The organism is Pseudomonas sp. ITEM 17296, assembly GCF_028895205.1.
Lineage (GTDB): Bacteria > Pseudomonadota > Gammaproteobacteria > Pseudomonadales > Pseudomonadaceae > Aquipseudomonas > Aquipseudomonas kermanshahensis.
Map to the genome: position 1 here is coordinate 142544 of NZ_WJRS01000001.1, position 24002 is coordinate 166545.

General features: G+C 62.1%; 21 protein-coding genes. 11 read left to right on the forward strand and 10 right to left on the reverse strand.

What is annotated here, in order from left to right; all coding sequences use genetic code 11:
- From GIB19_RS00625 to gpmI, 4 genes are all read right to left on the reverse strand, one after another.
- Entirely contained in the window at window positions 1-768 is a 768-nt protein-coding gene (locus GIB19_RS00625) for a divergent polysaccharide deacetylase family protein (protein WP_274882780.1), read from the reverse strand.
- A gap of 8 nt (window positions 769-776) precedes the next feature.
- Window positions 777-2093 (reverse strand): S41 family peptidase, encoded by a 1317-nt coding sequence (locus tag GIB19_RS00630; RefSeq protein WP_027592376.1) that lies wholly within the window; start codon window positions 2091-2093, stop codon window positions 777-779.
- A gap of 102 nt (window positions 2094-2195) precedes the next feature.
- A complete protein-coding gene (locus GIB19_RS00635) occupies window positions 2196-3500 on the reverse strand; it encodes a murein hydrolase activator EnvC family protein (RefSeq protein WP_027592377.1) in 1305 nt (434 codons plus the stop codon).
- Between the two features lie 206 nt (window positions 3501-3706).
- On the reverse strand, window positions 3707-5242 hold the full coding sequence (gene gpmI / locus GIB19_RS00640) for a 2,3-bisphosphoglycerate-independent phosphoglycerate mutase (protein ID WP_274882781.1): 1536 nt from the start codon (window positions 5240-5242) through the stop codon (window positions 3707-3709).
- 206 nt (window positions 5243-5448) lie between these two features.
- On the opposite strand from gpmI, the gene GIB19_RS00645 reads away from it, so the two are divergent.
- The 3 genes from GIB19_RS00645 to secB are packed head-to-tail and all read left to right on the forward strand — an operon-like array spanning window position 5449 to window position 6643.
- Window positions 5449-5862, forward strand: coding sequence for a rhodanese-like domain-containing protein (locus GIB19_RS00645; protein WP_027592379.1), 414 nt, complete (start codon window positions 5449-5451; stop codon window positions 5860-5862).
- A gap of 1 nt (window position 5863) precedes the next feature.
- Window positions 5864-6118: a glutaredoxin 3 gene (gene grxC, locus GIB19_RS00650; protein ID WP_003249204.1), complete on the forward strand. Its 255-nt coding sequence runs from the start codon at window positions 5864-5866 to the stop codon at window positions 6116-6118.
- Window positions 6119-6157: 39 nt separating this feature from the next.
- Complete coding sequence (gene secB / locus GIB19_RS00655) at window positions 6158-6643, forward strand: protein-export chaperone SecB (RefSeq protein WP_027592380.1); 486 nt, start codon at window positions 6158-6160, stop codon at window positions 6641-6643.
- A gap of 156 nt (window positions 6644-6799) precedes the next feature.
- On the opposite strand, the gene trmL is transcribed toward secB, so the two are convergent.
- Entirely contained in the window at window positions 6800-7261 is a 462-nt protein-coding gene (gene trmL / locus GIB19_RS00660) for a tRNA (uridine(34)/cytosine(34)/5-carboxymethylaminomethyluridine(34)-2'-O)-methyltransferase TrmL (protein ID WP_027592381.1), read from the reverse strand.
- Here trmL and GIB19_RS00665 point away from each other — a divergent pair.
- The gene (locus tag GIB19_RS00665) at window positions 7260-7697 is read left to right on the forward strand and encodes a hypothetical protein (protein WP_027592382.1); all 438 of its coding nucleotides are present in this window, start codon (window positions 7260-7262) and stop codon (window positions 7695-7697) included. The two genes, trmL and GIB19_RS00665, sit on opposite strands and share 2 nt — an antisense overlap.
- Before the next feature lie 398 nt (window positions 7698-8095).
- On the opposite strand, the gene ntrC is transcribed toward GIB19_RS00665, so the two are convergent.
- The 3 genes from ntrC to glnA form a co-directional block, all read right to left on the reverse strand.
- Window positions 8096-9532: a nitrogen regulation protein NR(I) gene (ntrC, locus tag GIB19_RS00670; protein WP_027592383.1), complete on the reverse strand. Its 1437-nt coding sequence runs from the start codon at window positions 9530-9532 to the stop codon at window positions 8096-8098.
- A complete protein-coding gene (gene glnL / locus GIB19_RS00675) occupies window positions 9529-10614 on the reverse strand; it encodes a nitrogen regulation protein NR(II) (RefSeq protein WP_027592384.1) in 1086 nt (361 codons plus the stop codon). The genes ntrC and glnL overlap by 4 nt, the downstream gene beginning before the upstream one ends.
- A gap of 342 nt (window positions 10615-10956) precedes the next feature.
- Window positions 10957-12363 (reverse strand): type I glutamate--ammonia ligase, encoded by a 1407-nt coding sequence (gene glnA, locus GIB19_RS00680; protein ID WP_008095432.1) that lies wholly within the window; start codon window positions 12361-12363, stop codon window positions 10957-10959.
- A gap of 491 nt (window positions 12364-12854) precedes the next feature.
- Here glnA and thiI point away from each other — a divergent pair, with 491 nt between their 5' ends.
- Together thiI and typA are read left to right on the forward strand one after the other, a co-directional pair.
- Window positions 12855-14309: a tRNA uracil 4-sulfurtransferase ThiI gene (gene thiI / locus GIB19_RS00685; RefSeq protein WP_027592385.1), complete on the forward strand. Its 1455-nt coding sequence runs from the start codon at window positions 12855-12857 to the stop codon at window positions 14307-14309.
- A gap of 128 nt (window positions 14310-14437) precedes the next feature.
- The gene (gene typA / locus GIB19_RS00690) at window positions 14438-16261 is read left to right on the forward strand and encodes a translational GTPase TypA (RefSeq protein WP_027592386.1); all 1824 of its coding nucleotides are present in this window, start codon (window positions 14438-14440) and stop codon (window positions 16259-16261) included.
- A 193-nt stretch (window positions 16262-16454) separates the two neighbouring features.
- Here the strand turns inward: typA and GIB19_RS00695 are convergent, their stop codons facing one another.
- Window positions 16455-16859 carry a YkgJ family cysteine cluster protein gene (locus GIB19_RS00695; RefSeq protein ID WP_016712459.1) on the reverse strand — a complete coding sequence of 135 codons (405 nt, stop codon included), beginning with the start codon at window positions 16857-16859 and terminating at the stop codon, window positions 16455-16457.
- A 198-nt stretch (window positions 16860-17057) separates the two neighbouring features.
- Here GIB19_RS00695 and GIB19_RS00700 point away from each other — a divergent pair, with 198 nt between their 5' ends.
- The 5 genes from GIB19_RS00700 (at window position 17058) to GIB19_RS00720 (ending at window position 22413) form a co-directional block, all read left to right on the forward strand.
- Window positions 17058-19508 carry a glycogen/starch/alpha-glucan phosphorylase gene (locus tag GIB19_RS00700; RefSeq protein ID WP_027592387.1) on the forward strand — a complete coding sequence of 817 codons (2451 nt, stop codon included), beginning with the start codon at window positions 17058-17060 and terminating at the stop codon, window positions 19506-19508.
- 267 nt (window positions 19509-19775) lie between these two features.
- Window positions 19776-20786, forward strand: coding sequence for a class 1 fructose-bisphosphatase (locus GIB19_RS00705; protein WP_027592388.1), 1011 nt, complete (start codon window positions 19776-19778; stop codon window positions 20784-20786).
- Between the two features lie 3 nt (window positions 20787-20789).
- Window positions 20790-21386, forward strand: a complete 597-nt coding sequence (locus tag GIB19_RS00710) for a DUF924 family protein (protein WP_274882815.1) — start codon at window positions 20790-20792, stop codon at window positions 21384-21386.
- 203 nt (window positions 21387-21589) lie between these two features.
- Window positions 21590-21844, forward strand: a complete 255-nt coding sequence (bamE, locus tag GIB19_RS00715; RefSeq protein ID WP_079230016.1) for an outer membrane protein assembly factor BamE domain-containing protein — start codon at window positions 21590-21592, stop codon at window positions 21842-21844.
- The gene (locus tag GIB19_RS00720; protein WP_099430662.1) at window positions 21841-22413 is read left to right on the forward strand and encodes a lipocalin family protein; all 573 of its coding nucleotides are present in this window, start codon (window positions 21841-21843) and stop codon (window positions 22411-22413) included. Before bamE ends, GIB19_RS00720 begins: the two co-directional genes overlap by 4 nt.
- A gap of 113 nt (window positions 22414-22526) precedes the next feature.
- Here GIB19_RS00720 and GIB19_RS00725 read toward each other — a convergent pair whose 3' ends face one another.
- Window positions 22527-23891, reverse strand: coding sequence for a formimidoylglutamate deiminase (locus GIB19_RS00725; RefSeq protein ID WP_274882821.1), 1365 nt, complete (start codon window positions 23889-23891; stop codon window positions 22527-22529).
- Between the last annotated feature and the right edge of the window lie 111 nt (window positions 23892-24002).

Here is a 24002-nt window from a genome sequence, read left to right on the forward strand (position 1 = left end):
TCAGCGGTTGCTGTACCGGCCATGTTTGCCGTGGGCAGGCATGGCCTGGTTGCCGCGTTCGGCAATCATCTGTTTGAGCCCGATCAGCTCAACGCCCTGGCTTCTCAGGCGCGGGATTTCCCGTGCCAGTACCTCGAGGGTTTGCGGGTAGGGGTGGCCGATCAACACGGCCGAGCCTTGCTTGCGGGCCATCGCGACACCCAGTTGCAGTTGCCCGGCAATGGCTTCGGGGGTGCGCACGTCATCCAGAAACACATCCCGCGACACGTGTGCCACATCCTGCGCCTGAGCTTCGGCGGCGGCCACCGTGGCGGCACTGGTGCGGCTGTCGACGAAGAACAGGTGGCGGCGCTGCAGTTCGCCCATCAGCCAGGTCATGGCTTCACGTTGGGCGGTCATGCGGCTGCCCATGTGGTTGTTGATGCCGGCCGCGTACGGCACCTTGGCCAAGGCCGCGTCGAGCCGGCTGGCCAGTTCGGGCAGCGGTAGCCCGGGGTGCCAGGCATAGGGGCCGGTAGCCGGGTCCATGGGCATGTGCAGGATCACCGTCTTGTGGGCTTTGTGTGCCTGGCGGGCGAAATCGCTGGCGTGCGGGGTGTCGGGCATGATTGCCATTGTGACCGGGCCGGGCAGGGCGAGCGTGCGGCTGTCACGCTCGGTGCTCTGGCCCAGGTCGTCGATGATGATGCTCATGTAGGCCTTGCTGGCCGGCGCCGCTTGGGCGACGCCGACTAACAGGCAGCACAGCAGACACAGCAGATACCGCATGGGCGCAATCATTTACCCGAGGTGATGTTCAAGCCCTTGAGCAGGCTCAGGGCCTGGCTCAGCTGGAAGTCATCGTCCTGCGGGCGTTCCTTGCGCTTGCTGCTGCCGGTCGGGCGCTCGGCGCCGCCGTTGCCGTTGCCCAGGTGGCCCTGCAGGTCGGCTTCCTTGAAGTTGTCGGTATCGATTTCGGCAGTGAGTTTGGCCGGGCGCACTTCGATGTCCGGCACGATGCCCTGGGCTTGGATCGAGCGGCCGTTGGGGGTGTAGTACAGCGCAGTGGTGAGCTTCAGGGCGCGGTCGTTGGCCAGCGGCAGCACGGTTTGCACCGAGCCCTTGCCGAAACTGTCGGTGCCCATCAGCACGGCGCGCTTCTGGTCTTGCAGGGCGCCAGCGACGATTTCAGACGCCGAGGCGCTGCCGCCGTTGATCAGCACCACCAATGGCACGCCTTCGCTGGCGTCGGCCGGGTCGGCAGAGAAGCGCAGCTCGGAGTTGGCGATACGGCCCTTGGTGTAGACGATCAGGCCCTTGGTCAGGAAGTGATCGGCCACTTCGACCGCCGACTGCAGCACGCCGCCGGGGTTGTTACGCAGGTCGAGCACCACCCCGCGCAGCTTCTTGCCATTGTCCTTGCGCAGCTTGGCCAGGGCCTTGCCCACCTCGTCGCCGGTCTTGACCTGGAACTGGGTGATGCGGATGTAGCCGTAGTCGTTTTCCAGCAGCTGGCTTTTCACGCTCTTGACCTGGATCACCGCGCGGGCGAGGGTCACGTCGAACGGGTTGCCGCCATCGCGGACCAGGGTCAGGGTGATTTTTTCGCCGACCTTGCCGCGCATCTTGTCCACGGCTTCGGTCATGGTCTGGCCGCGGGTCGGGGCGCCGTTGATCTTGACGATCAAGTCACCGGCCTGCACGCCAGCCCGGGAGGCGGGGGTGTCATCGATGGGCGAAACCACCTTGATGAAGCCGTCTTCCTGGCCCACTTCGATACCCAGGCCACCAAATTCTCCGCTGGTGCTCTCTTGCAGCTCCTGGAAGTCCTCGGGGCCGAGGTAGGCCGAGTGCGGGTCAAGGTTGCTGAGCATGCCCTTGATGGCGTTTTCCAGCAGGGTCTTGTCGTCCACCGGCTCAACGTAAGCGGCCTTGATGCGGTCCATGACCTCGGCGAAGGTGCGCAGCTCCTCCAGCGGCAGCGGCGCCTTGGCCGTCACCTCGGTAGCTGGCACCGCTGCTGGCTTGGCCGGCTCTGCGGCAATGGCCAGGGGCGCGCCGACCGCCAGGGCGATGGACAGGGCCAGCTGGGTGAGACGAGGCGAGTGCAGCATGTCGAACGAACTCCTGATCCTGAAGGCGCTCCGTGAGGAGCATCGGCGCAGCATTCAGGCTACGCCGTAAAAATGTGAACGGGGTTGTTTTTCGGACAAACCCTAGCCTCTGCACCACTGCGACGGGTCGGTAGGCCGGCCCTGCTGGCGGATGGCGAAGTACAAGCCTGCGCTGTCCTGGCCACCGCTGTCACCCACGGTGGAGATGGCTTCGCCGGCTTTGACGATGTCACCGGCGCTCTTGAGCAGGCTCTGGTTGTGGCCGTACAGGCTCAGGTAACCATTACCATGGTCGAGAATGACCAGAAGTCCAGCACCGCGCAACCAGTCGGCAAACACCACACGGCCGCCGTGTACGGCGCGTACTTGCGTGCCTGGGTTGGCGCTGATCATCACCCCGTCCCATTTGGCCCGGGCGTCACTGCCGCGTGCATCGCCGAAGCGTGCCAGCAATCGACCATTGACGGGCCACGGAAGTTTGCCCCGTGCAGCAGAAAAAGCGCCGCCGTAGTTGGCGCCATCGCTGGAAACCATCGGGCCCAGGGTGGTGCGGGCCTTTTTCGGCGGCTCGACCGGCTCGCGGGCTTCTTCGCGCGCAGCGGCGGCGGCCAGGGCTTCCTGCTGGCGGCGTTTTTCCGCCTCTTGCTGGGCCAACAGGGCTTTCTTGCGCGCTTCCTCTGCCTCGCGGGCCTGGCGTGCCAGGGTTTCCTCGATGGTCTTGAGTACTTTGCCAAGGTCGGCCTGGTCCTGCTCGCGGGCCTGCAGCTTCTGGTCGCGGTCTTTCATGTCGTTGTTGAGCTTGGCCAGTACTTGCTGGCGCTTGCTGCGCTCGGTCTCGAGGGCCTGGCGGCGGCTGTCGAGGTCGGCGCGCTGGGCCAGCAGTTGCTCCTGCTGGCGGGCGATGTCCTGCTCGACGTTGGCCAACTGGCGCAGGGTCTCGTTGAAGGTGCGCAGTTGCTCCAGGCGCGCCTTGCTCAGGTAATCGTAATAGGTGAGGGTGCGGGCGAATTTCTCGGGGTTCTGCTGGTTGAGCAGCAGCTTGAGGTATTCCTCGCGGCCGTTCTGGTAGGCGGAACGGGCCTGGATGGCAATCAGCCGTTGTTGTTCAACGCGGGCGCTCTGGAGTTTTTTTTTCTCGGTATCAAGGCGCTCCAGCTCGCCCTCGGTCTTTTTTAGTTCTTGTTGCAGGGCCTCCACCTGTTTCTCGAGGTTGCCGATGTCGGTCTCGGTGGACTTGAGGTCTTTCTGCACGCCGGATTTCTCTTCCTGGAGCTTGCCCAGCATCTTTTTGAGCTCGGCGATGTCCTGGCGGGTGGCGTCCAGTTGTTGCTGGGTCTGTGCGCGCTCATCGGCAAATGCCGGGCTGAGCAGGCAAGACAGGGCGAGTAGGATCAGGGCGCGGAGCATGGGGTTGGGCGTACCAGGGATGGAGACTGGCCTAGTATGCCCGCGCGAGCCTGCAAAAAAAACGCCTCGCGGCAGATGCGGCGAGGCGTTTGTCTGGAAACCTTGAATCTGGGGCCGCTTTGCGGCCCATTCGCAGCGCAAGGCTGCTCCTACAGGCGGTGCGCAGGCCATTGTAGGAGCAGCCTTGTGCTGCGAATGAAGGCAACTCAGGCGTCGATCAGGATCGACGTCCCGGTCATTTCCACAGGCTTTTCCAGCCCCAGCAGTTTCAGCATGGTCGGCGCCACGTCGGCCAGCACGCCGCCTTCGCGGACCTTGACCTTGCGCTTGCCCACATAGATGAACGGCACTGGCTCGGTGGTGTGCGCGGTGTGCGCTTGGCCGGTGCAGGCGTCTTCCATTTGCTCGACGTTGCCGTGGTCGGCGGTGATCAGCGCTTCACCGTCGACTTTATCCAGCGCCTTGACGATACGCCCAACACAGGTATCCAGCGCTTCGACGGCCTTGACCGCGGCCTCGAACACGCCCGTGTGGCCGACCATGTCGCCGTTGGCGTAGTTGACGATGATCACGTCGAAACGCTGTTGCTCGATGGCTTCGACGATGCGGTCGGTGACTTCCGGCGCGTTCATTTCCGGTTGCAGGTCGTAGGTGGCGACCTTCGGCGACGGGATCAGGATGCGCTCTTCGCCTTCGAACGGCTCTTCACGGCCGCCCGAGAAGAAGAACGTGACGTGCGCGTACTTTTCGGTCTCGGCGATGCGCAGCTGGGTCTTGCCGTTCTTGGCCAGGTATTCGCCCAGCACGTTGTCCAGGCTGGACGGTGCAAAGGCTGCTGGCGCCGGGATTTTTGCCGAATACTGGGTCAGGCCGATGTAGGCCGCCATCTTCGGCAGGCGCGCACGCGGGAATTCGTTGAAGTCCGGCTCGACGAAGGCACGCGACAGTTCGCGGGCGCGGTCGGCGCGGAAGTTCATGAAGATCACCGCGTCGCCGTCTTCGACCTTGACCGCCTCGCCAATGCGCGTGGCTTTGACGAACTCGTCGTTTTCTTCACGGGCGTAGGCGGCTTCAAGGCCGGCCAGGGCGGTGTCTGCGGTGTAGTCGGCAACGCTGTCGACGATCAGGTTGTAGGCCGCGGCAACGCGGTCCCAACGGTTGTCGCGGTCCATGGCGAAGTAGCGGCCGATGAGGCTGGCGATGCGGCCCTTGCCCAGCTTGGCGAAGGTCTTGTCGAGCAGCTCGATGGACGACTCGGCGCTGCGCGGCGGCGTGTCGCGGCCGTCGAGGAAGGCGTGCAGGTAGATTTTTTCGGCGCCACGCTGTGCGGCCAGTTCGGCCATCGCGATCAGGTGGTCCTGGTGGCTGTGCACGCCGCCGTCGGACAGCAAACCGAGGATGTGCACGGCCTTGCCGGCACCGACAGCCTTGTCTACCGCGCCGGTGAGCACCGGGTTGCTGAAGAACTCGCCATCACGAATAGCCTTGGTGACCCGGGTGAAGTCCTGGTAGACGACGCGGCCGGCACCGAGGTTCATGTGGCCGACTTCGGAGTTGCCCATCTGCCCGTCTGGCAGGCCGACATCCATGCCTGAACCGGAGATCAAGCCATGCGGCTGACTGGCGCGCAGGCGGTCATAGACCGGTGTGTTGGCGGCATAGATGGCATTGTATTCGGGGCTTTCGCTGTGGCCGAAGCCATCCAGGATGATCAGGACCAGGGGTTTGGGCGTACTCGTCATCAATCAAACTCACGGTTGTTCAAAGATGATAAAGACACGCATTTTAGGGCAAATGCGCCATCAACGGCGAATATTCGTCCCATCCCCCGACCGGCGCATCCAGCGTGCCAGGGCAAAGCTGCTTTTCTGGCCGGCCAGTCGGGCTTTGGTGGTCATGGGGGGCTGTGTATACTGGCCGGCATTTTCAATCGCCTGGAACACCGCTGATGGTTGCTCACCTGATTCAATTCGCGACAGATCACTACATCCTGGTTGCGATCTTCGTTGTTCTGCTGGTCCTGCTGCTCATCAATGAAGTCCGCCGTGGCGGCCAGAGCCTGAGCAATGGCCAGTTGACTGCCCTGGTCAACGCTGACAAGGCCCTGGTCATCGACATCCGCACCGCCAAGGAATATTCCGCGGGCCACATCGTGGGTGCCGTGAACATCCCGCAGGACAAGCTGGTCAGCCGTATGGCCGAGCTGGAAAAGCACAAAGAGAAGACCCTGATCATCGTCGATGCGATGGGCCAGCAGTCCGGCACGCTCTGCCGCGAGCTGCTCAAAGCTGGTTACAACGCCGCCAAGTTGAGCGGTGGCGTTTCCAGCTGGAAAGCCGATAACCTGCCCCTGGTGAAGTGATATGAAGCCCGTCATCGTTTATTCCAGCGACTACTGCCCCTACTGCATGCGCGCCAAATACCTGCTCGAGAGCAAGGGCGTTGCGTTCGAGGAAATCAAGGTCGACGGCAAACCGCAGGTTCGCGCCGAAATGAGCCAGAAGGCCGGCCGTACGTCGGTGCCACAGATCTGGATCGGCAGCACCCATGTCGGTGGATGCGATGACCTCTATGCCCTGGAGCGCGCCGGCAAGCTCGACGCGCTGCTGGCGGCCTGATTTGCACTGCATTCAAAAACATTAGGATAAGGATCTGCCATGACTGACCAACAGACCAACGGCGCAGCTGCCGAAGACAACAGCCCTCAGTTCTCCCTGCAGCGCATCTACGTGCGTGACCTGTCGTTCGAGGCCCCGAAAAGCCCGCAGATCTTCCGCCAGCAGTGGGAGCCGAGCGTTGCCTTGGACCTGAACACCAAGCAGAAAGCCCTGGAAGGCGACTTCCATGAAGTGGTGCTGACCCTGTCGGTGACCGTCAAGAACGGTGACGAAGTGGCCTTCATCGCTGAAGTGCAGCAGGCCGGCATCTTCCTGATCGCCAACCTCGACGCTTCGTCGATGAGCCACACCCTCGGCGCGTTTTGCCCGAACATCCTGTTCCCGTACGCCCGTGAGACCCTGGACAGCCTGGTGACCCGCGGTTCGTTCCCAGCGCTGATGCTGTCGCCGGTCAACTTCGACGCCCTGTACGCGCAAGAGCTGCAGCGTATGCAGGAAGCGGGCGAGACGCCGACCGTTCAGTGATGACGGGCGGTTAGTAAAAAGGCGACCTACGGGGTCGCCTTTTTATTGCTCTGTTGCCTGGCCCGGCCTCTTCGCGGGCAAGCCCGCTCCTACAGGGGTACTACTAAAACCTGTGGGAGCGGGCTTGCCCGCGAAGAGGCCAGAGCAGGCAATGGGTCAGCTTCCGGCAAACCCGTTCTGCCGCCAAGCCTCATACACCGTCACCGCCACGGTATTGGACAGGTTAAGGCTGCGGCACCCCGGCCGCATCGGCAGGCGCAAGCGCTGCTCGGGCGGCAGGCTGTCCAGCACGTCGGCTGGCAAACCGCGGCTTTCGGGGCCAAACAGGAAGGCGTCGCCCGGCTGGTAAGCCACTTCATGGAAGGGGTGCGAGCCCTTGGTGGTGAAGGCGAACAGCCGTGGGTTACCCAGGCTTTCCAGGCATCCGGCCAGGCTCTCGTGGCGCTTGAGCGTGGCATACTCGTGGTAGTCCAGCCCCGCCCTGCGCAGGCGCTTGTCATCCAGTTCGAAGCTGATGGGCTCGATCAGGTGCAGGTGGCAGCCGCTGTTGGCGCAGAGGCGAATGATGTTGCCGGTATTCGGCGGAATTTCTGGTTGAAAAAGGATGACGTGAAACATGCACGGCTCCAGGCGTGAAGATGACGAGCATTCTACCCCTGAACCGGACCTGCGTTCGAAGGCCTTCCCACGGGTGATGCTATCGCTGGCCATTGTCGGCCTGATGGTGGGCTTGATGATCGGCCGCCTGACCACCCCCGATGAGCGGGTGCTGGAGCAGGTTGAGGTGGTACAAGACGGGCTCGACCTATGGTTCAACGAAGAGCCGAAGCTGCATGGCGAGAACGTCGAGGGGACGGTTGCCGTGCTGTTCGAGGCCCAGGGCAAGGCCCAGCGGGGGCAATTGAGCCTGCAGGGCAAACCGGTGGGCTGGCGTGTGCAGAAAAGCGAGGAAGGGCTGTTGCTGACGGTGGTGGCCGCGCGCCCTCTGCACGGCGAGTGGGCCGGTGCAGAGGACGCTGGGCGTTGGCGTGTGCAGGTGAGGCTGCACGAATAAAAGAGGGGATGTCCCGGCCTGCCTGTACCAGGGTCCCCAAAACTTGCGCTACTGCAAATAAAAGAGGGGTTTTCCCGGCCTGCCTGTACCGAGGACCCCGAAACGGGAGATACAGGACTTATTGCAGGGGGCGTGCCAGTTTTGCAAAACCCGGAAACATTGGCTTTCAGGGCTTTTTTGCCAGGTTTTGAGGGTTTTTGTGCCTTCGTGCGGTGCAGAGGGCACAGGATCGGTGCATTGCGGCAGAAATGATTGGGGCCGCTTTGCGGCCCTTTCGCGACACAAGGCCGCTCCTACAGGTCCGCGCTGGATTCAAGGTAAGCGCGGCCCTGTAGGAGCGGCCTTGTGTCGCGAAAGGGCTGCAAAGCAGCCCCAGTATTGAATGGCCTGTGTATGACTCAATGGTCTTCGCTGTCATCCTCATCGCCGCCAGCGACATTCATCCCCAGCTCCTTGATCTTGCGCGTCAAGGTATTGCGCCCCCAGCCCAGCAACAACGCCGCATCCCGACGCCGGCCGGCCGTGTGCTTGAGGGCGGTCTCGATCATGATCCGTTCGAAACTGGGCACCGCACTGTCGAGCAGGTTCGATTGGCCACGGGCCAGCGCCTGGTCCGCCCACTGGCGCAGCGCCTGTTCCCAGTTGGTCACGGGGGCCGCGTCCTGCGGCAGGTTGAGCAACTCGGGTGGCAAGTCACCGATCAGCACTTCACGGCTGGACGCCATCACGGTGATCCAGCGGCAGGTGTTTTCCATCTGCCGCACGTTTCCCGGCCACGGCAGGTTGCGGATGAACTCTTCGGTTTCCGGCTTCAGCAGTTTTGGCTCCACCGCCAGCTCCTGCGCGGCGCGAGCGAGGAAGTGGCGGGCGAGCGCAGGGATATCTTCGCGGCGGTCGGCCAGGCGCGGGATGTGGATGCGGATCACATTGAGCCGGTGGAACAAGTCCTCGCGGAACTTGCCAGCCTGCACCAACGACTCCAGGTTCTGGTGGGTGGCGGCAATGATGCGCACATCCACCTTGACCGGCACGTGGCCACCCACCCGGTAGAACTCGCCATCGGCCAGCACCCGCAGCAGGCGGGTCTGGGTGTCGGCGGGCATGTCGCCGATCTCGTCGAGGAACAACGTACCGCCGTCGGCCTGCTCGAAGCGGCCGCGGCGCAGGTTGGCCGCACCGGTAAAGGCGCCTTTCTCGTGGCCGAACAGCTCGGACTCCATCAGGTCTTTGGGGATGGCTGCCATGTTCAGGGCAATGAACGGTGACGCCGCACGCGGGCTGTGGCGGTGCAACGCATGCGCCACCAGCTCTTTGCCGGTGCCGGACTCACCGTTGATCAGTACCGTGATGTTGGAGTGGCTCAGGCGACCGATGGCGCGGAACACCTCCTGCATCGCCGGCGCTTCGCCGATGATCTCTGGCGTACGGGCCAAAGCTTGTGGCACATCGAGGCCTTGCTGCTCCTGGGCATGCTGGTTGGCGCGCTTGACCAGCGACACCGCCTCGTCCACGTCGAACGGCTTGGGCAGGTACTCGAAGGCGCCGCCCTGGTAGGACGCCACGGCACTGTCGAGGTCGGAGTGAGCGGTCATGATGATGACCGGCAGGCGCGGGTGCTGTTCGCGGATCTGGGCCAGCAGGTCAAGGCCGCTGGTGCCCGGCATGCGGATGTCGGAAATGATCACATCCGGTTGCTGGCGGGCCAGGCGGCCCATCACGCCATCAGCGCTGTCGAAGCTCTGGGTGGTCATGCCTTCCTGTTGCAGGGCTTTTTCCAGGACCCAGCGGATGGAGCGATCATCGTCGACGATCCATACGGTTTCACTTCGGCTCATGAGGCGGTGGCTCCTTGTTCCAGAGGCAGGTAAATCGAGAAGGCGGTATGGCCCGCGTGGCTTTCACACTCGATCAGGCCCTGGTGCTGGCTGATGATGTTCTGGGTGATGGCCAGGCCCAGCCCGGTACCGTCCGGGCGCCCGCTGACCATGGGATAGAAAAGGGTGTCTTGCAGTTCCGACGGGATGCCCGGGCCGTTGTCGATGATCTCGACGCGTGCCACCAGGCGGTGGCGCACATGGCCGATGGTGAACTGGCGCAGCGCACGGCTGCGCAGGGTGATGCGGCCCAGGCGCAATTCGTTCTGCGAGCTGATCGCCTGCATGGCGTTGCGCACGATGTTCAGCACCGCCTGGATCATCTGCTCACGGTCGATCAGCACATCCGGCAGGCTCGGGTCGTAGTCGCGCACCAACGTGATGCAGCCCTGGCTTTCGGCGTCCACCAGGCTGCAGACCCGCTCCAGCACTTCGTGGATGTTGGTCATGGCCAGCGAGGGCAGTTTGTTCGAGCCCAGCATGCGGTCGACCAGATTGCGCAGGCGGTCGGCCTCTTCGATGATCACGTTGGTGTAGTCGCGCAGGCCCTCTTCAGGCAGCTCGCGGGCCAACAGTTGCGCCGCGCCGCGGATGCCACCGAGCGGGTTCTTGATCTCGTGGGCCAGGCCCCGCACCAGCATCTTGGTGGTTTCCTGCTTGCTCAGCTGGGCTTCTTCCTTGGTGATGCGCAGCAGCCGATCGCGCGGGTGCACCTCGAGCAGCAGGAGGGTCTGGCCCTGGTGCAGAATCGGCGTGACAGCGTAGTCGACGGTGATGGTCTGCCCAGTCAGCGAGGTCAGCTGCGCCTCGCGCTTGGTGAACGGGTGCGCCTGTTCCACCGCCTGGCGCAGCGAGCTGAGCGCTTCGGTCGACTCGGTGAACAGCTCGCTGATGAACTGCCCATGGCTGCGCTGGCCACTGACGGCCAACAGCATTTCTGCCGCCGGGTTCATGTATTCCAGGCGCAGCTCGGCGTTCAGCAGGAGCGTGGCGGTGGTCAGGTTGTCCAGAAGCAGACGGTGCTGTGCATCGCTGATGGTCATAAGGCGTCGTTGACCTCTTTTGGCGCTTGCCTGGCACTGGGTGGCCAGAGCCGGGCGCGCTGTGGATCCGCTGATGCCAGGAAAATGCAAGAAACAAACCAAAGCTCCGAAAAGAAGCGAGATTTGCCCATAAAGGCCTGTATCTGCGCACTTTCGGATCAGAAACTCTGGATGAAACGTTTCACTTGACCCAGATTGGGGAGCAAATAGGGGCACGGCTGGCAGTTGTGCACCAAGATAGAGCATAGCGGGAGTGGCGAGGGTTCTGCGTGGGCAGAAACAAAAACGGCCTCCCGAAGGAGGCCGTCTTGATCACGTCATCGGCGCCAGGCGCCGATCAGATCAGCAGCTGTAGTACAGCTCGTATTCCAGCGGGTGCACGAAGGTACGGACCTTGATCTCTTCTTCGCTCTTCAGCTCGATGAAGGCATCGATGAAGTCGTCGGAGAACACGCCGCCCTTGGTCAGGAACGCACGGCCTTTATCCAGCTCTTCCAGGGCCTCTTTCAGGCTGCCGCAGACTTGCGGGATGTCTTTCGCCTCTTCAGGCGGCAGGTCGTACAGGTTCTTGTCGGCAGCATCGCCTGGGTGGATCTTGTTCTGGATGCCGTCCAGGCCAGCCATCAGCAGGGCCGCGAAGGCCAGGTACGGGTTGGCCGATGGGTCCGGGAAGCGCGCTTCGATACGGCGGGCTTTCGGGCTGCCGACGTACGGAATACGGATCGAGGCGGAACGGTTGCGCGCCGAGTAGGCCAGCATGACCGGGGCTTCGAAGCCTGGGACCAGACGCTTGTAGGAGTTGGTCGACGGGTTGGTGAAGCCGTTCAGGGCCTTACCGTGCTTGATGATACCGCCGATGAAGTACAGGGCGGTGTCGGACAGGCCGGCATAGCCTTCACCCGAGAAGGTGTTCTTGCCGTCTTTCCAGATCGACATGTGCACGTGCATGCCCGAGCCGTTGTCGCCGTACAGTGGCTTCGGCATGAAGGTGGCGGTACGGCCGTAGGCGTCGGCAACGTTGTGCACGACGTACTTCAGGGCCTGTACTTCGTCAGCTTTCTTCACCAGGGTGTTGAACTTGACGCCGATTTCGTTCTGGCCGGCAGTCGCCACTTCGTGGTGGTGAACTTCAACGGTCTGACCCATTTCTTCCAGTGCGTTGCACATGGCGGTACGGATTTCGTGGTCGTGGTCGAACGGCGGAACTGGGAAGTAGCCGCCTTTGACGCCAGGACGGTGGCCTTTGTTGCCGCCTTCCACGTCAGCGCCAGTCATCCACGAGCCTTGCTCGGAGAAGATCTTGAACATCGAGCCGGAGATGTCCGACTGGAACTTCACTTCGTCGAAGATGAAGAACTCAGGCTCTGGGCCAGCGAATACGGTGTCACCGATGCCGGTGCTCTTCAGGTACTCTTCGGCGCGCTTGGCGATGCCGCGTGGGTCGCGATCGTAGCCCTGCATGCTCGACGGGTCGACGATGTCGCAGGTGATGATCAGGGTCGGCTCTTCGGTGAACGGGTCCAGCACGGCGGTGTCATCGACCGGCATCAGGATCATGTCGGAGGCTTCGATGCCTTTCCAGCCAGCGATGGAGGAACCGTCGAACATCTTGCCGACTTCGAAGAAATCTTCGTCCAGGCCATCACGCGCCGGCATGGTCACGTGGTGCTGAATGCCTTTGGTGTCCGTGAAACGCAGATCAATCCACTTGACGTCATGATCTTTGATGAGTTGAACCGACTTCGACATGTTGTCCTCCGGATGGTCTAGAGCGCGGTGGGCCGCTGCCCTGGAAAAAGGGTGTTGCCGGGCGCGGATAGTCGGCCAAGCTTACCTGCCTCACAAGGGAGCAAATTGCATGCCAGTGCCCGAAAATGGCGAGGGCGGGATAAAAGAGGGCGTTTGCGGGCATCTGGCGACAGGGTGGCGGGGAAAAGTGCACCCTTAAGATGCGGTTTTTAGTATCAGTGCACCAATAAGGTGCACGTGCTTGGTGTTGTGCTTTCTTTGAGGGCCTCTTCGCGGGTGAACCCGCTCCCACAGGGACCGCAGGGATTTCGAAGATTGTGCAATCCCCTGTAGGAGCGGGTTTACCCGCGAAAGGGCCGGAACAGGCACCCCAAAACCCCGGCCTTGCATTTATCTCAAAGCTTCTGATCAAAAGTTGGTCAAATCCTGAGCAATTTCCGATATAATTCGCGCCCCTCATTTTCGGCAGGCCCTGCGCGCGCTGTTAACCAATGAAACTTATCGTCAAAGTCTTCCCAGAAATCACCATCAAGAGCCGGCCGGTGCGCAAGCGCTTCATCCGTCAGCTCGGCAAGAACATCCGCAACGTGCTCAAGGATCTGGATCCTGAGCTCGCGGTCGATGGTGTCTGGGACAATCTCGAAGTGGTCACCCGCGTCGAAGACGAGAAGGTCCAGCGCGAGATGATCGAGCGCCTCACCTGCACGCCGGGTATCACCCACTTCCTGCAGGTCGAGGAATACCCGCTCGGCGACTTCGACGACATCGTCGAGAAGTGCAAGCAGCACTTCGGTCACCTGCTGGCGGGCAAGCATTTCGCCGTACGCTGCAAGCGCGGCGGCCACCATGACTTCACGTCGATGGACGTCGACCGCTACGTCGGCAGCCAGCTGCGTCAGCAGTGCGGCGCCGCCGGCATCGAGCTGAAGAACCCGGAAGTCCTGGTGCGCATCGAAATTCGCAACCAGCGCCTGTACGTGATCCACAACCAGCACCAGGGCATCGGCGGCTATCCGCTGGGCGCTCTGGAGCAAACCCTGGTATTGATGTCCGGTGGCTTCGACTCCACCGTGGCGGCCTACCAGATGATGCGCCGTGGCCTGATGACCCACTTCTGCTTCTTCAACCTCGGCGGCCGTGCCCACGAACTGGGGGTGATGGAAGTTGCCCACTACCTGTGGAAAAAGTACGGCAGCAGCCAGCGCGTGCTGTTCATCAGCGTACCGTTCGAAGAAGTGGTCGGCGAGATCCTCAACAAGGTCGACAACAGCTACATGGGCGTGACCCTCAAGCGCATGATGTTGCGCGGCGCCGCCCATATGGCCGACCGCCTGCAGATCGACGCGCTGGTCACCGGCGAGGCGATTTCCCAGGTCTCCAGCCAGACCCTGCCGAACCTGTCGATCATCGACTCGGCGACCGATAAGCTGGTGCTGCGCCCGCTGCTGGCCAGCCACAAGCAGGACATCATCGACCAGGCCACCGAAATCGGCACCGCCGACTTCGCCAAGCACATGCCTGAATACTGCGGCGTGATCTCGGTAAACCCGACCACCCACGCCAAGCGTCACCGCATGGAGCATGAAGAGAAGCAATTCGACATGGCCGTGCTGGAGCGCGCCCTCGAACGCGCCAAGTTCATCTCGATCGACCACGTGATCGATGAGCTGGGCAAGGACGTCGAGGTGGAAGAAGTGCGCGAAGCGCTGCCTGGCCAGATCGTCATCGACATCCGTCACCCCGATGCCCAGGAAGACGAACCCCTGGTGATCGAGGGCATCGAAGTCCAGGTGATGCCATTTTATGCAATTAATAGTCGCTTCAAGCAGCTGGATGAAACACGCCAGTACCTGCTGTATTGCGACAAGGGTGTGATGAGCCGACTGCACGCACACCACCTGCTCAGTGAGGGACATGCCAATGTGCGTGTTTATCGTCCGGCATAAGACGCCAGGGCTGTATGGCGGCAGCATCCGCCATCGCCCTCCCGACCACCGGGCCTGCTGAGCCTTATACCTTACATATTGGTCGCCTAGACTAGGCGGCAACCGAATCCTCTGATCGAGATACACTTGTGATCGAAAATCTGCGTAACATCGCCATCATCGCCCACGTTGACCATGGTAAAACCACGTTGGTCGACAAACTCCTGCGTCAGTCCGGCACTCTGGAGCGTAACGAGCTCAACGACGAGCGCGTCATGGACTCCAACGACCAGGAAAAAGAGCGCGGTATTACCATTCTGGCGAAAAACACCGCCATCAACTGGAACGGCTACCACATCAACATCGTCGACACCCCCGGCCACGCCGACTTCGGTGGCGAGGTTGAGCGTGTAATGTCGATGGTCGACTCCGTGCTGCTGCTGGTCGACGCTCAAGACGGCCCGATGCCGCAAACCCGCTTCGTGACCAAAAAGGCTTTCGAAGCGGGCCTGAAGCCAATCGTTGTCATCAACAAGGTTGACCGCCCGGGCGCGCGTCCTGACTGGGTTCTGGACCAGATCTTCGACCTGTTCGACAACCTCGGTGCCACCGACGAACAGCTGGACTTCAAAGTCGTCTACGCCTCGGCCCTGAACGGCATCGCCGGTCTGGACCACACCGAAATGGGCGAAGACATGACTGCCCTGTACCAGGCGGTCATCGACCACGTTCCAGCGCCAGCTGTTGACCGTGACGGCCCGTTCCAGATGCAGATCTCCGCTCTGGACTACAACAGCTTCCTGGGTGTTATCGGTGTTGGCCGTATTGCCCGTGGTCGCATCAAGCCGAACACCCCGGTTGTCGCCATCGACGCCGACGGCAAGAAGCGTAACGGCCGTATCCTCAAGCTGATGGGCCACCACGGCCTGCACCGCGTCGATGTCGAAGAAGCCCAAGCTGGCGACATCGTCTGCATCAGCGGTTTCGACGAGCTGTTCATCTCCGACACCCTGTGCGACCCGACTGCCGTTGAGGCGATGAAGCCGCTGACCGTTGACGAGCCTACCGTTTCGATGACCTTCCAGGTCAACGACTCGCCGTTCTGCGGCAAGGAAGGCAAGTTCGTCACCAGCCGTAACATCAAGGACCGTCTGGACAAAGAGCTGCTGTACAACGTTGCCCTGCGCGTTGAAGAAACCGACTCCCCAGACAAGTTCAAAGTCTCGGGCCGTGGTGAGCTGCACCTCTCGGTACTGATCGAAACCATGCGTCGCGAAGGCTTCGAGCTGGCCCTGGGCCGCCCAGAAGTGATCATCCGCGAAGTGGACGGCGTGAAGCAGGAACCGTTCGAAAACGTCACCATCGACATCCCTGAAGAAGCCCAGGGCAAGGTCATGGAAGAGATGGGTCTGCGTAAAGGCGACCTGACCAACATGGTCCCGGATGGCAAGGGCCGTGTACGCCTGGAATACAACATCCCGGCGCGTGGTCTGATCGGTTTCCGTAACCAGTTCCTGACCCTGACCAACGGTGCAGGCATCCTGACTTCGATCTTCGATCGCTACGACACCGTGAAGTCCGGCCACATGTCCGGCCGTCAGAACGGCGTACTGGTTTCGGTCGAAACCGGCAAGGCGCTGACCTACTCGCTGGAAACCCTCCAGGCGCGTGGCAAGCTGTTTGTCGAGCACGGTCAAGAGATCTACAACGGTCAGATCATCGGCCAGAACAGCCGCGACAACGACCTGGGCGTCAACCCTACCAAGGGCAAGAAGCTCGACAACATGCGTGCTTCGGGTAAAGACGAAGTCATCGCCCTGGTTCCGCCTGTTCGCTTCACCCTGGAACAGGCTCTGGAATACATCCAGGAAGACGAGCTGTGCGAAGTCACGCCGAAGTCCATCCGTCTTCGCAAGAAGATCCTGGACGAAAGCGAGCGTACCCGCGCTGCCAAGAAAGCCAAGAACAGCTGATTTAGCTGTGGCTGAATGAAAACGCCCCCGGTCGAAAGGCCGGGGGCGTTTTTGTTTGTCTGCAGATTTTGTACTGTCTGTGCTGGCCTCTTCGCGGGTAAACCCGCTCCCACAGGTACTGCGCAGCTATTGAAGATTGCGCAAATCCTGTGGGAGCGGGTTTACCCGCGAAGAGGCCGGAGCAGGCTATCGGTCAGCGACCAACCACCTTGGGCTTGTAGGCACAATACCCCGGCCGCGGCCCGACCTTGGGGTGGTTGCGGCAGGTGTCCGGGCGCTTGTCATAAATGGTGCACAGCCGGCTCTTACGATCCAGGTACATGCAGTCATCGTTGCTCATCCGGGTCAGGGTGAAAATGCCTGACTTCTGGTTGAAGCGTTCGATGATGCCTTCCTTCTGCAGGCGTTTGGCCACGTTTTTGGGCGGTTCGTCTTTTTCGAACTCGTCTACCACGCCAATGCGGATCAGATCCTTGATCTTCACCTCCACCGGCAGGGTGCAACAGGTCGAGTGGCAGCCACCGCACATGTGGCTGGCATAGCGCTGCCAAGTCTCCAGGCGGTCGACTTCGGCGGCGGCGATCAGGGTCGTTTTCATCGTTATGGGGGTGAATCACGGGCTTGGGGCGCGCGATGATACCGGAGTTGTTCAATTTGTGAACAACCTTTTGCCCGATTCACGGTGTTGATTCAGTGTTCAGGCATGAAAACTGCGAACAGGAACGGTAAGTCCCTGTCGAAGGGTCTAGTCTCTTCACTCTCCCTCCGTATTCGTCAACTTGCCCGAGGATGCCGCATGTCCCAGGAACCCAAAGCACGTGACGCCGAGGTGGCCGATTTTCGCGCCGCTGTACTGGATAAGCTGACCTACGCGGTCGGCAAGGACCCCGAGCATGCCTTCGACCATGACTGGTTCGAAGCCATTGCCCTGGCCGCGCGTGATCACATGGTCGATCACTGGATGGACCACACCCGTCAGGCCTACCGGCGCAGTCAAAAGCGGGTGTATTACCTTTCTCTGGAATTTCTCATCGGGCGGCTGCTGTACGACAGCCTGAGCAACCTGGGCTTGCTGGACATCGCCCGTGAAGCCCTCGATGGCCTGGATGTCGACCTGGAGCGTATCCGCCTGCTCGAGCCGGATGCGGCGCTGGGCAACGGTGGCCTGGGGCGGCTCGCCGCCTGCTTCATGGAAAGCATGTCGACCCTGGGCATCGCCGCCCACGGCTACGGCATCCGCTACGAGCACGGCCTGTTTCGCCAGGCGGTGGTCGATGGCTGGCAGCAGGAGCAGACCGAAAACTGGCTGGACTTTGGCAACCCCTGGGAGTTTGAGCGCGCCGAGGTGATCTACCCGATCAGTTTCGGCGGCAGCGTCGAAACGGTGCAAGACACCCACGGCCAGCAACGGCAAGTGTGGTGGCCTGGCGAGACGGTGCGCGCGGTGGCTTATGATACGCCGGTGGTCGGCTGGCGTGGCGCCAGCGTCAACACCTTGCGCCTGTGGCGTGCCCGGGCGCTGGAAGAGTTGCACCTGGAGCGCTTCAACGCCGGTGACCACCTGGGTGCGGTCGCTGAAGTGGCCCGTGCCGAGAGCATCTCACGCGTTCTCTACCCGGCCGACAGCACCGAAGCTGGCCAGGAACTGCGCCTGCGCCAGGAATACTTCTTCGTTTCGGCCTCGCTGCAGGACCTGCTGCGGCGCCACCTGAACATGCACAAGGACTTGCTCAACCTGCCCGATGCGGCGGCCATCCAGCTCAACGACACGCACCCGTCGATTGCCGTGGCCGAGTTGATGCGCCTGCTGGTCGACCAGCATGAAATCCCGTGGGAAAAGGCCTGGGAGCTGACCGTCGGCACCCTGGCCTATACCAACCACACCCTGCTGCCCGAGGCTCTGGAAACCTGGCCGGTGGCGCTGATGGAGCGCATGCTGCCGCGGCACATGCAGATCATCTACTTGATCAACGCCTACCATATCGACGCCCTGCGCGCGAAAGGCCTGCACGACTTCGACGTGCTGCGGGCGGTGTCGTTGATCGAGGAAGAAAACGGCCGCCGGGTACGCATGGGCAACCTGGCGTTTCTGGGGTCGCACAGCGTCAACGGCGTGTCGGCACTGCACAGCAAGTTGATGAAGAGCACGGTGTTCGCCGAGCTGCACAAGCTCTACCCGCAGCGGATCAACAACAAGACCAACGGCATCACGTTCCGGCGTTGGCTGTACCAGTCCAACCCGCAATTGACCGAAATGCTGGTCGAGGCGCTGGGCCCGGAGCTCAAGGATGACCCGGAAGGGTTGCTCGCCAACCTGGTGCCGTTTGCCGACAAGAGCAGTTTCCGCAAGCAATTCGCCGCCCAGCGCCTGCACAGCAAGCGCGCCCTGGCCAGCATCATCCAGGACCGTATCGGCGTGACGGTCAACCCGGAGGCGCTGTTCGATGTGCAGGTCAAGCGCATCCACGAATACAAGCGCCAACTGCTCAACCTGTTGCACACCGTGGCCTTGTACCAGGCCATACGCAACGACCCGGGCACCAACTGGGTGCCGAGGGTGAAGATTTTCGCCGGCAAGGCTGCGGCCAGCTATCACCAGGCCAAGCTGATCATCAAACTGGCCAACGACATCGCTCGGGTGGTGAACAACGATCCGACCGTGCGCGGCCTGCTCAAGGTGGTGTTCCTGCCCAATTACAACGTCAGCCTGGCCGAGAGCATCATCCCGGCGGCGGACCTGTCCGAGCAGATTTCTACCGCCGGCTATGAAGCATCGGGTACCAGCAACATGAAGTTCGGCCTCAATGGCGCGCTGACCATCGGCACGCTGGACGGTGCCAACGTCGAGATGTGCGAGCACGTGGGGGCCGACAACATGTTCATCTTTGGCCTGACGGCGCAGCAGGTCGAGGCGCGGCGGCGAGCGGGAGACTTTGGCGCCAGTGTGGCGATTGCCGAGTCGAGCCGCTTGAACGACGTGCTTCAATCGATTCGCAGCGGGGTGTTCTCGCCTGATGATCCCTCGCGCTATACCGGGTTGATCGATGGGCTGGTGGCGTATGACCGCTTCCTGGTGTGCGCCGATTTCGATGCTTACTGGGATGCTCAGCGGCGGGTTGAGGAGCTGTGGCATACGCCGCAGGAATGGTGGCGGATGGCGGTGCTGAACACGGCAAAGATGGGCTGGTTCTCGTCGGACCGGACCATCCGGGAGTATGCGGGGGAGATCTGGAAGGCACTGGATTGAGCATGGGGCCGCGGTGCGGCCCATTCGCGGGGCAAGCCCGCTCCCACAGGATCTGCGTTGCCTTGAAGGCTGCGCAAAACCTGTGGGAGCGGGCTTGCCCGCGAATGGGGCGCACACCAGCCCCAGTCGACAGCCGGCCTGGCAAAGGCTGAACTACCGACCTATTGTGCCGTCAGACAGCCCAGGCGAGTCTCATCACTCGCTAGCATCGCACTCTCCCTGTAAACTGCGGGGGTTTTTCTCCCCCTTTCCATTTCGGAGCCATACATGTCCCGCGTTACCCTGAGTCGCTATCTGATTGAGCAGACCCGCAGCAACAATACCCCTGCCGATCTGCGCTTCCTGATCGAAGTGGTGGCGCGCGCGTGCAAAGAGATCAGCCACCACGTGTCCAAAGGCGCCCTGGGCGGCGTACTGGGCAGCATGGGCACCGAAAACGTGCAAGGCGAAGTACAGAAGAAGCTGGACGTTATCTCCAACGACATCCTGCTGGAGGCCAACGAGTGGGGCGGCCACCTGGCCGGTATGGCGTCCGAAGAAATGGACAACGCCTACCAGATCCCGGGCAAATACCCGAAAGGCGCCTACCTGCTGGTCTTCGACCCGCTGGACGGCTCGTCGAACATCGACGTCAACGTTTCGGTCGGCACCATCTTCTCGGTACTGCGTTGCCCTAACCAGTACCTGAGCCAGAACGAAAGCCTCAACGAAGAAGCGTTCCTGCAGCCAGGCACCGAGCAGGTTGCTGCCGGTTATGCCATCTACGGCCCGCAGACCATGCTGATCCTGACCCTGGGCAATGGCGTCAAAGGCTTTACCCTGGACCGCGAACTGGGCAGCTTCGTCCTGACCCACGAAAACATCCAGGTACCGGCCACCACCGCCGAATTCGCCATCAACATGTCCAACCAGCGCCACTGGGAAGCCCCGGTACAGCGTTACGTGGACGAACTGCTGGCCGGTGAAACCGGTCCGCTGAAAAAGAACTACAACATGCGTTGGATCGCCTCGATGGTCGCCGACGTGCACCGCATCCTGACCCGTGGCGGCCTGTTCATGTACCCGCGTGACGCTCGCGACCCGAGCAAGCCGGGCAAGCTGCGCCTGATGTACGAAGCCAACCCGATGTCGTTCATCATCGAGCAGGCTGGCGGCGCATCCACCAATGGTTACGATCGTATCCTCGACATCAAGCCAGAGAGCCTGCACCAGCGCGTGTCGGTCATCCTCGGCTCGAAGGAAGAGGTCGAGCGCGTCACCGCGTATCACAAGGAGTAAGTCATGCTCGCACCTTGGCAGCCGTTGCTGGAGTGGTGGTTCGGTTGGGGCACCAGTCCCCAGGCCGTGGCTGACGAGAAGAGCACGCTGTGGTTCGGCAAGCATCACGATGCCGAGGCCCAGGCGCTGTTTGGCGACGTGGTCGAACACGCCCTGGCAGGCGGGCTCGAAGAGTGGCAGCAGAGCCCGCAAGGCTGGCTCGGCCTGCTGATCCTGCTGGATCAGCTGCCTCGCATGATTTACCGCGACACGCCGCGCGCCTTCGAGGGCGACCGGCGTGCGCAGGTGGTGGCCATGCAGGGCCTGCAAAAAGGCTGGGATTACCAGTTGCTGCCGATCCAGCGGGTGTTCGTGCTGCTGGTGCTGGAGCATGCCGAGGTGCTGGACTGGCAAAACCTGTGCGTCGAACGTTACCAGATGCTGCTGGACGAGCAACCTGAGGCCAATCGCCGGTTGTTCGAGGGGTTCCTCGACTACGCCGAGCAGCACCAGCGGGTGATTGCCCGGTTCGGGCGCTTCCCGCACCGCAACCTGATGCTGGAGCGGCCGAGCACCAGCGAAGAGATGGACTTTTTGCTGGAGCCTGGCTCCAGGTTCTGATTGCCACTGGGCCTGCTGCGCAGGCCTGTCGTGACACAAAAACCGCGCGTGCTTCTGCAGGCGCGGTTTTTTTGTGCCTGCCATTGGCCAGCCGACCAATGGTGTAGGTGAAAAGGGGGGAGGGCAGGGAACCAGGGAGGGATTTTCCCGTCGAAGGTCACTGCAGGCCACTCGCCTGTATCCCCTGTTCAGGAGTGTCCTTCATGTCGTTGCGTTCCCTCGCCCTGTTGTCCCTGTGCGTCGTTCTGACCGCGTGCAGCAAGATCAACCAGGAAAACTATTCCAAGCTCAAGGCCGGTATGAACAAGGCCGAGGTCGAGCAATTGCTCGGCACGCCCACCGAGTGCTCTGGCGCACTGGGCATGAGCAGCTGTACCTGGGGGGACGAGAAGAGCTTTATCAGCGTGCAATACGCGGCCGACAAGGTGCTGATGTATTCAGGGCAGGGCCTCAAATGAGGCGTGTCCACCTGCTACTGGGGTTGTGCCTGGTGATGCTGCTGGGCGGCTGCGCCACGTCTGCGCATGACCCGCTGGCGCCGAAAACCGCCGGCAATGTCGACCTCAAGCGCTACCAGGGCAAATGGTACGAACTGGCGCGCCTGCCGATGCGCTACCAAGAGGGCTGCGAGCAGTCCGAGGCGCATTACAACCTCAAGCAGGACGGCACGTTTGGCGTGCTCAATCGCTGCCGCACGATCGGTGACGAATGGCTGCGCGCCGAGGGGCATGCCAACATCCAGGAACCGGGGCATACCGACAGACTGTGGGTCGAGTTCGATAACTGGTTTACGCGCCTGGTGCCGGGCGTGGCGAGAGGCGAGTACTGGATTCTGTACGTGGACGACCGCTACCACACGGCGATCGTCGGCAGCCCGGACCGCAAATACCTGTGGATCCTGTCCCGCACACCGAGCCTGCCAGCCTGGCAGCGCGAAAGCTTGCTGGCCAAGGCACGGCAGCAGGGGTATGACACCAGCCGGCTGATCTGGCGCACGGCTGACCAGCAGATCGTCAAGTCTCATTGATGCCATTCACGCTGTGCGTGTAGGAGCAGCCTTGTGCTGCGAAGAGGCCCGTATGCATTCAGCAAATGCTGGGGTAATACCGGCCTCTTCGCAGCACAAGGCTGCATCTACCCTCAGTTCAGCAGTTGACGCAGAACCTCGACGAACGCCCGCGCGCTTTCCTCTTCCTGCGCATGGCGCCCCTGGCGCACTACCCATTGCCCGTTGACCATCACATCGCGCACCTGGCGATCGCCGCCCGCGAACAGCCAGCGGTTGAGAATTGCATCGCCCTTTGCCGTGGCGATGTACGGGTCCTGCCCGTCGAGCACCAGCCAGTCGGCTCGCTTGCCCACTGCCAACTTGCCGACCGCTTGCCCAAGCGCCTGTGCACCGCCGCTCAAGGCAGCGTCATACAGCGTGCGGCCGACCATCGGTTGGTCGCCGCGGTACAACCGGTTGCGCCGTTGATCGCGTAGCCGCTGGCCATACTCCAGCCAACGCAGCTCCTCCACCACGCTGAGCGACACATGGCTGTCCGAGCCAATGCCCATGCGCCCACCTTGTGCCAGGTAATCCACTGCCGGGAAGATACCGTCGCCCAGGTTGGCCTCGGTGGTCAGGCACAGGCCTGCCACCGCGCCACTGCGGGCCATGGCGGTGACTTCATCGGCTTCGGCATGGGTGGCATGCACCAGGCACCAGCGCGCGTTCACGTCGACATGTTCGTACAGCCACTGCAGCGGGCGGCGGCCGCTCCAGGCCAGGCAGTCGTCGACTTCCTTCTGTTGTTCGGCAATGTGGATATGCACCGGGCTGTGCGGGCTGCCAGCCTCCAGCACATGGGCGATCTGCCCTGGCGTGACCGCCCGCAGCGAGTGGAAGCACAGGCCCAGTTGCTGTGCCGGCTGCGCGGCCAGCAGGGGGGCGAGTTGTGCCTGCAGGCGCAGGTACTGCTCGGTGGAATTGATGAACCGCCGTTGCCCTTCGTTCGGAGACTGGCCGCCGAAGCCGGCGTGGCTGTAGAGCACCGGCAGCAGGGTCAGGCCGATGCCGCTGCTGGCTGCCGCCGCGCTGATGCGCCGGGACAGTTCGGCAGGGTCAGCGTAGGCCTTGCCGGCCTGGTCGTGGTGCACGTAGTGGAACTCGGCCACCGAGGTGTAGCCGGCCTTGAGCATCTCGATATACAGCTGGTGCGCGATGACCTGCAGTTGTTCCGGGGTGATCTGGCCCACCAGGCGGTACATCAGGTCACGCCAGGTCCAGAAGCTGTCGTTGGGGTTGCCCGCCACTTCCGCCAGCCCCGCCATGGCGCGTTGAAACGCATGGGAATGCAGGTTGGGCATGCCCGGCAGCAGCGGGCCGGCCAGCCGTTCGGCGCCTTCGGCCGAAGCATCGGGCTCGATACGGGCCACGTTGCCATCACTGGCGACCTCGATTCGGACATTGCTGGCCCACCCATTGGGCAGCAGGGCACGTTCGGCGAAGTAGGCGGACATCGGTGAAATCCTGTTATTGTTAACTTGTATATACATATACAGGCGTTTGCCTGCCGGGTAAACTGCGGCAAGCTACCGCTCATTCAATCGCACAAGGATCCAACGCCGTGC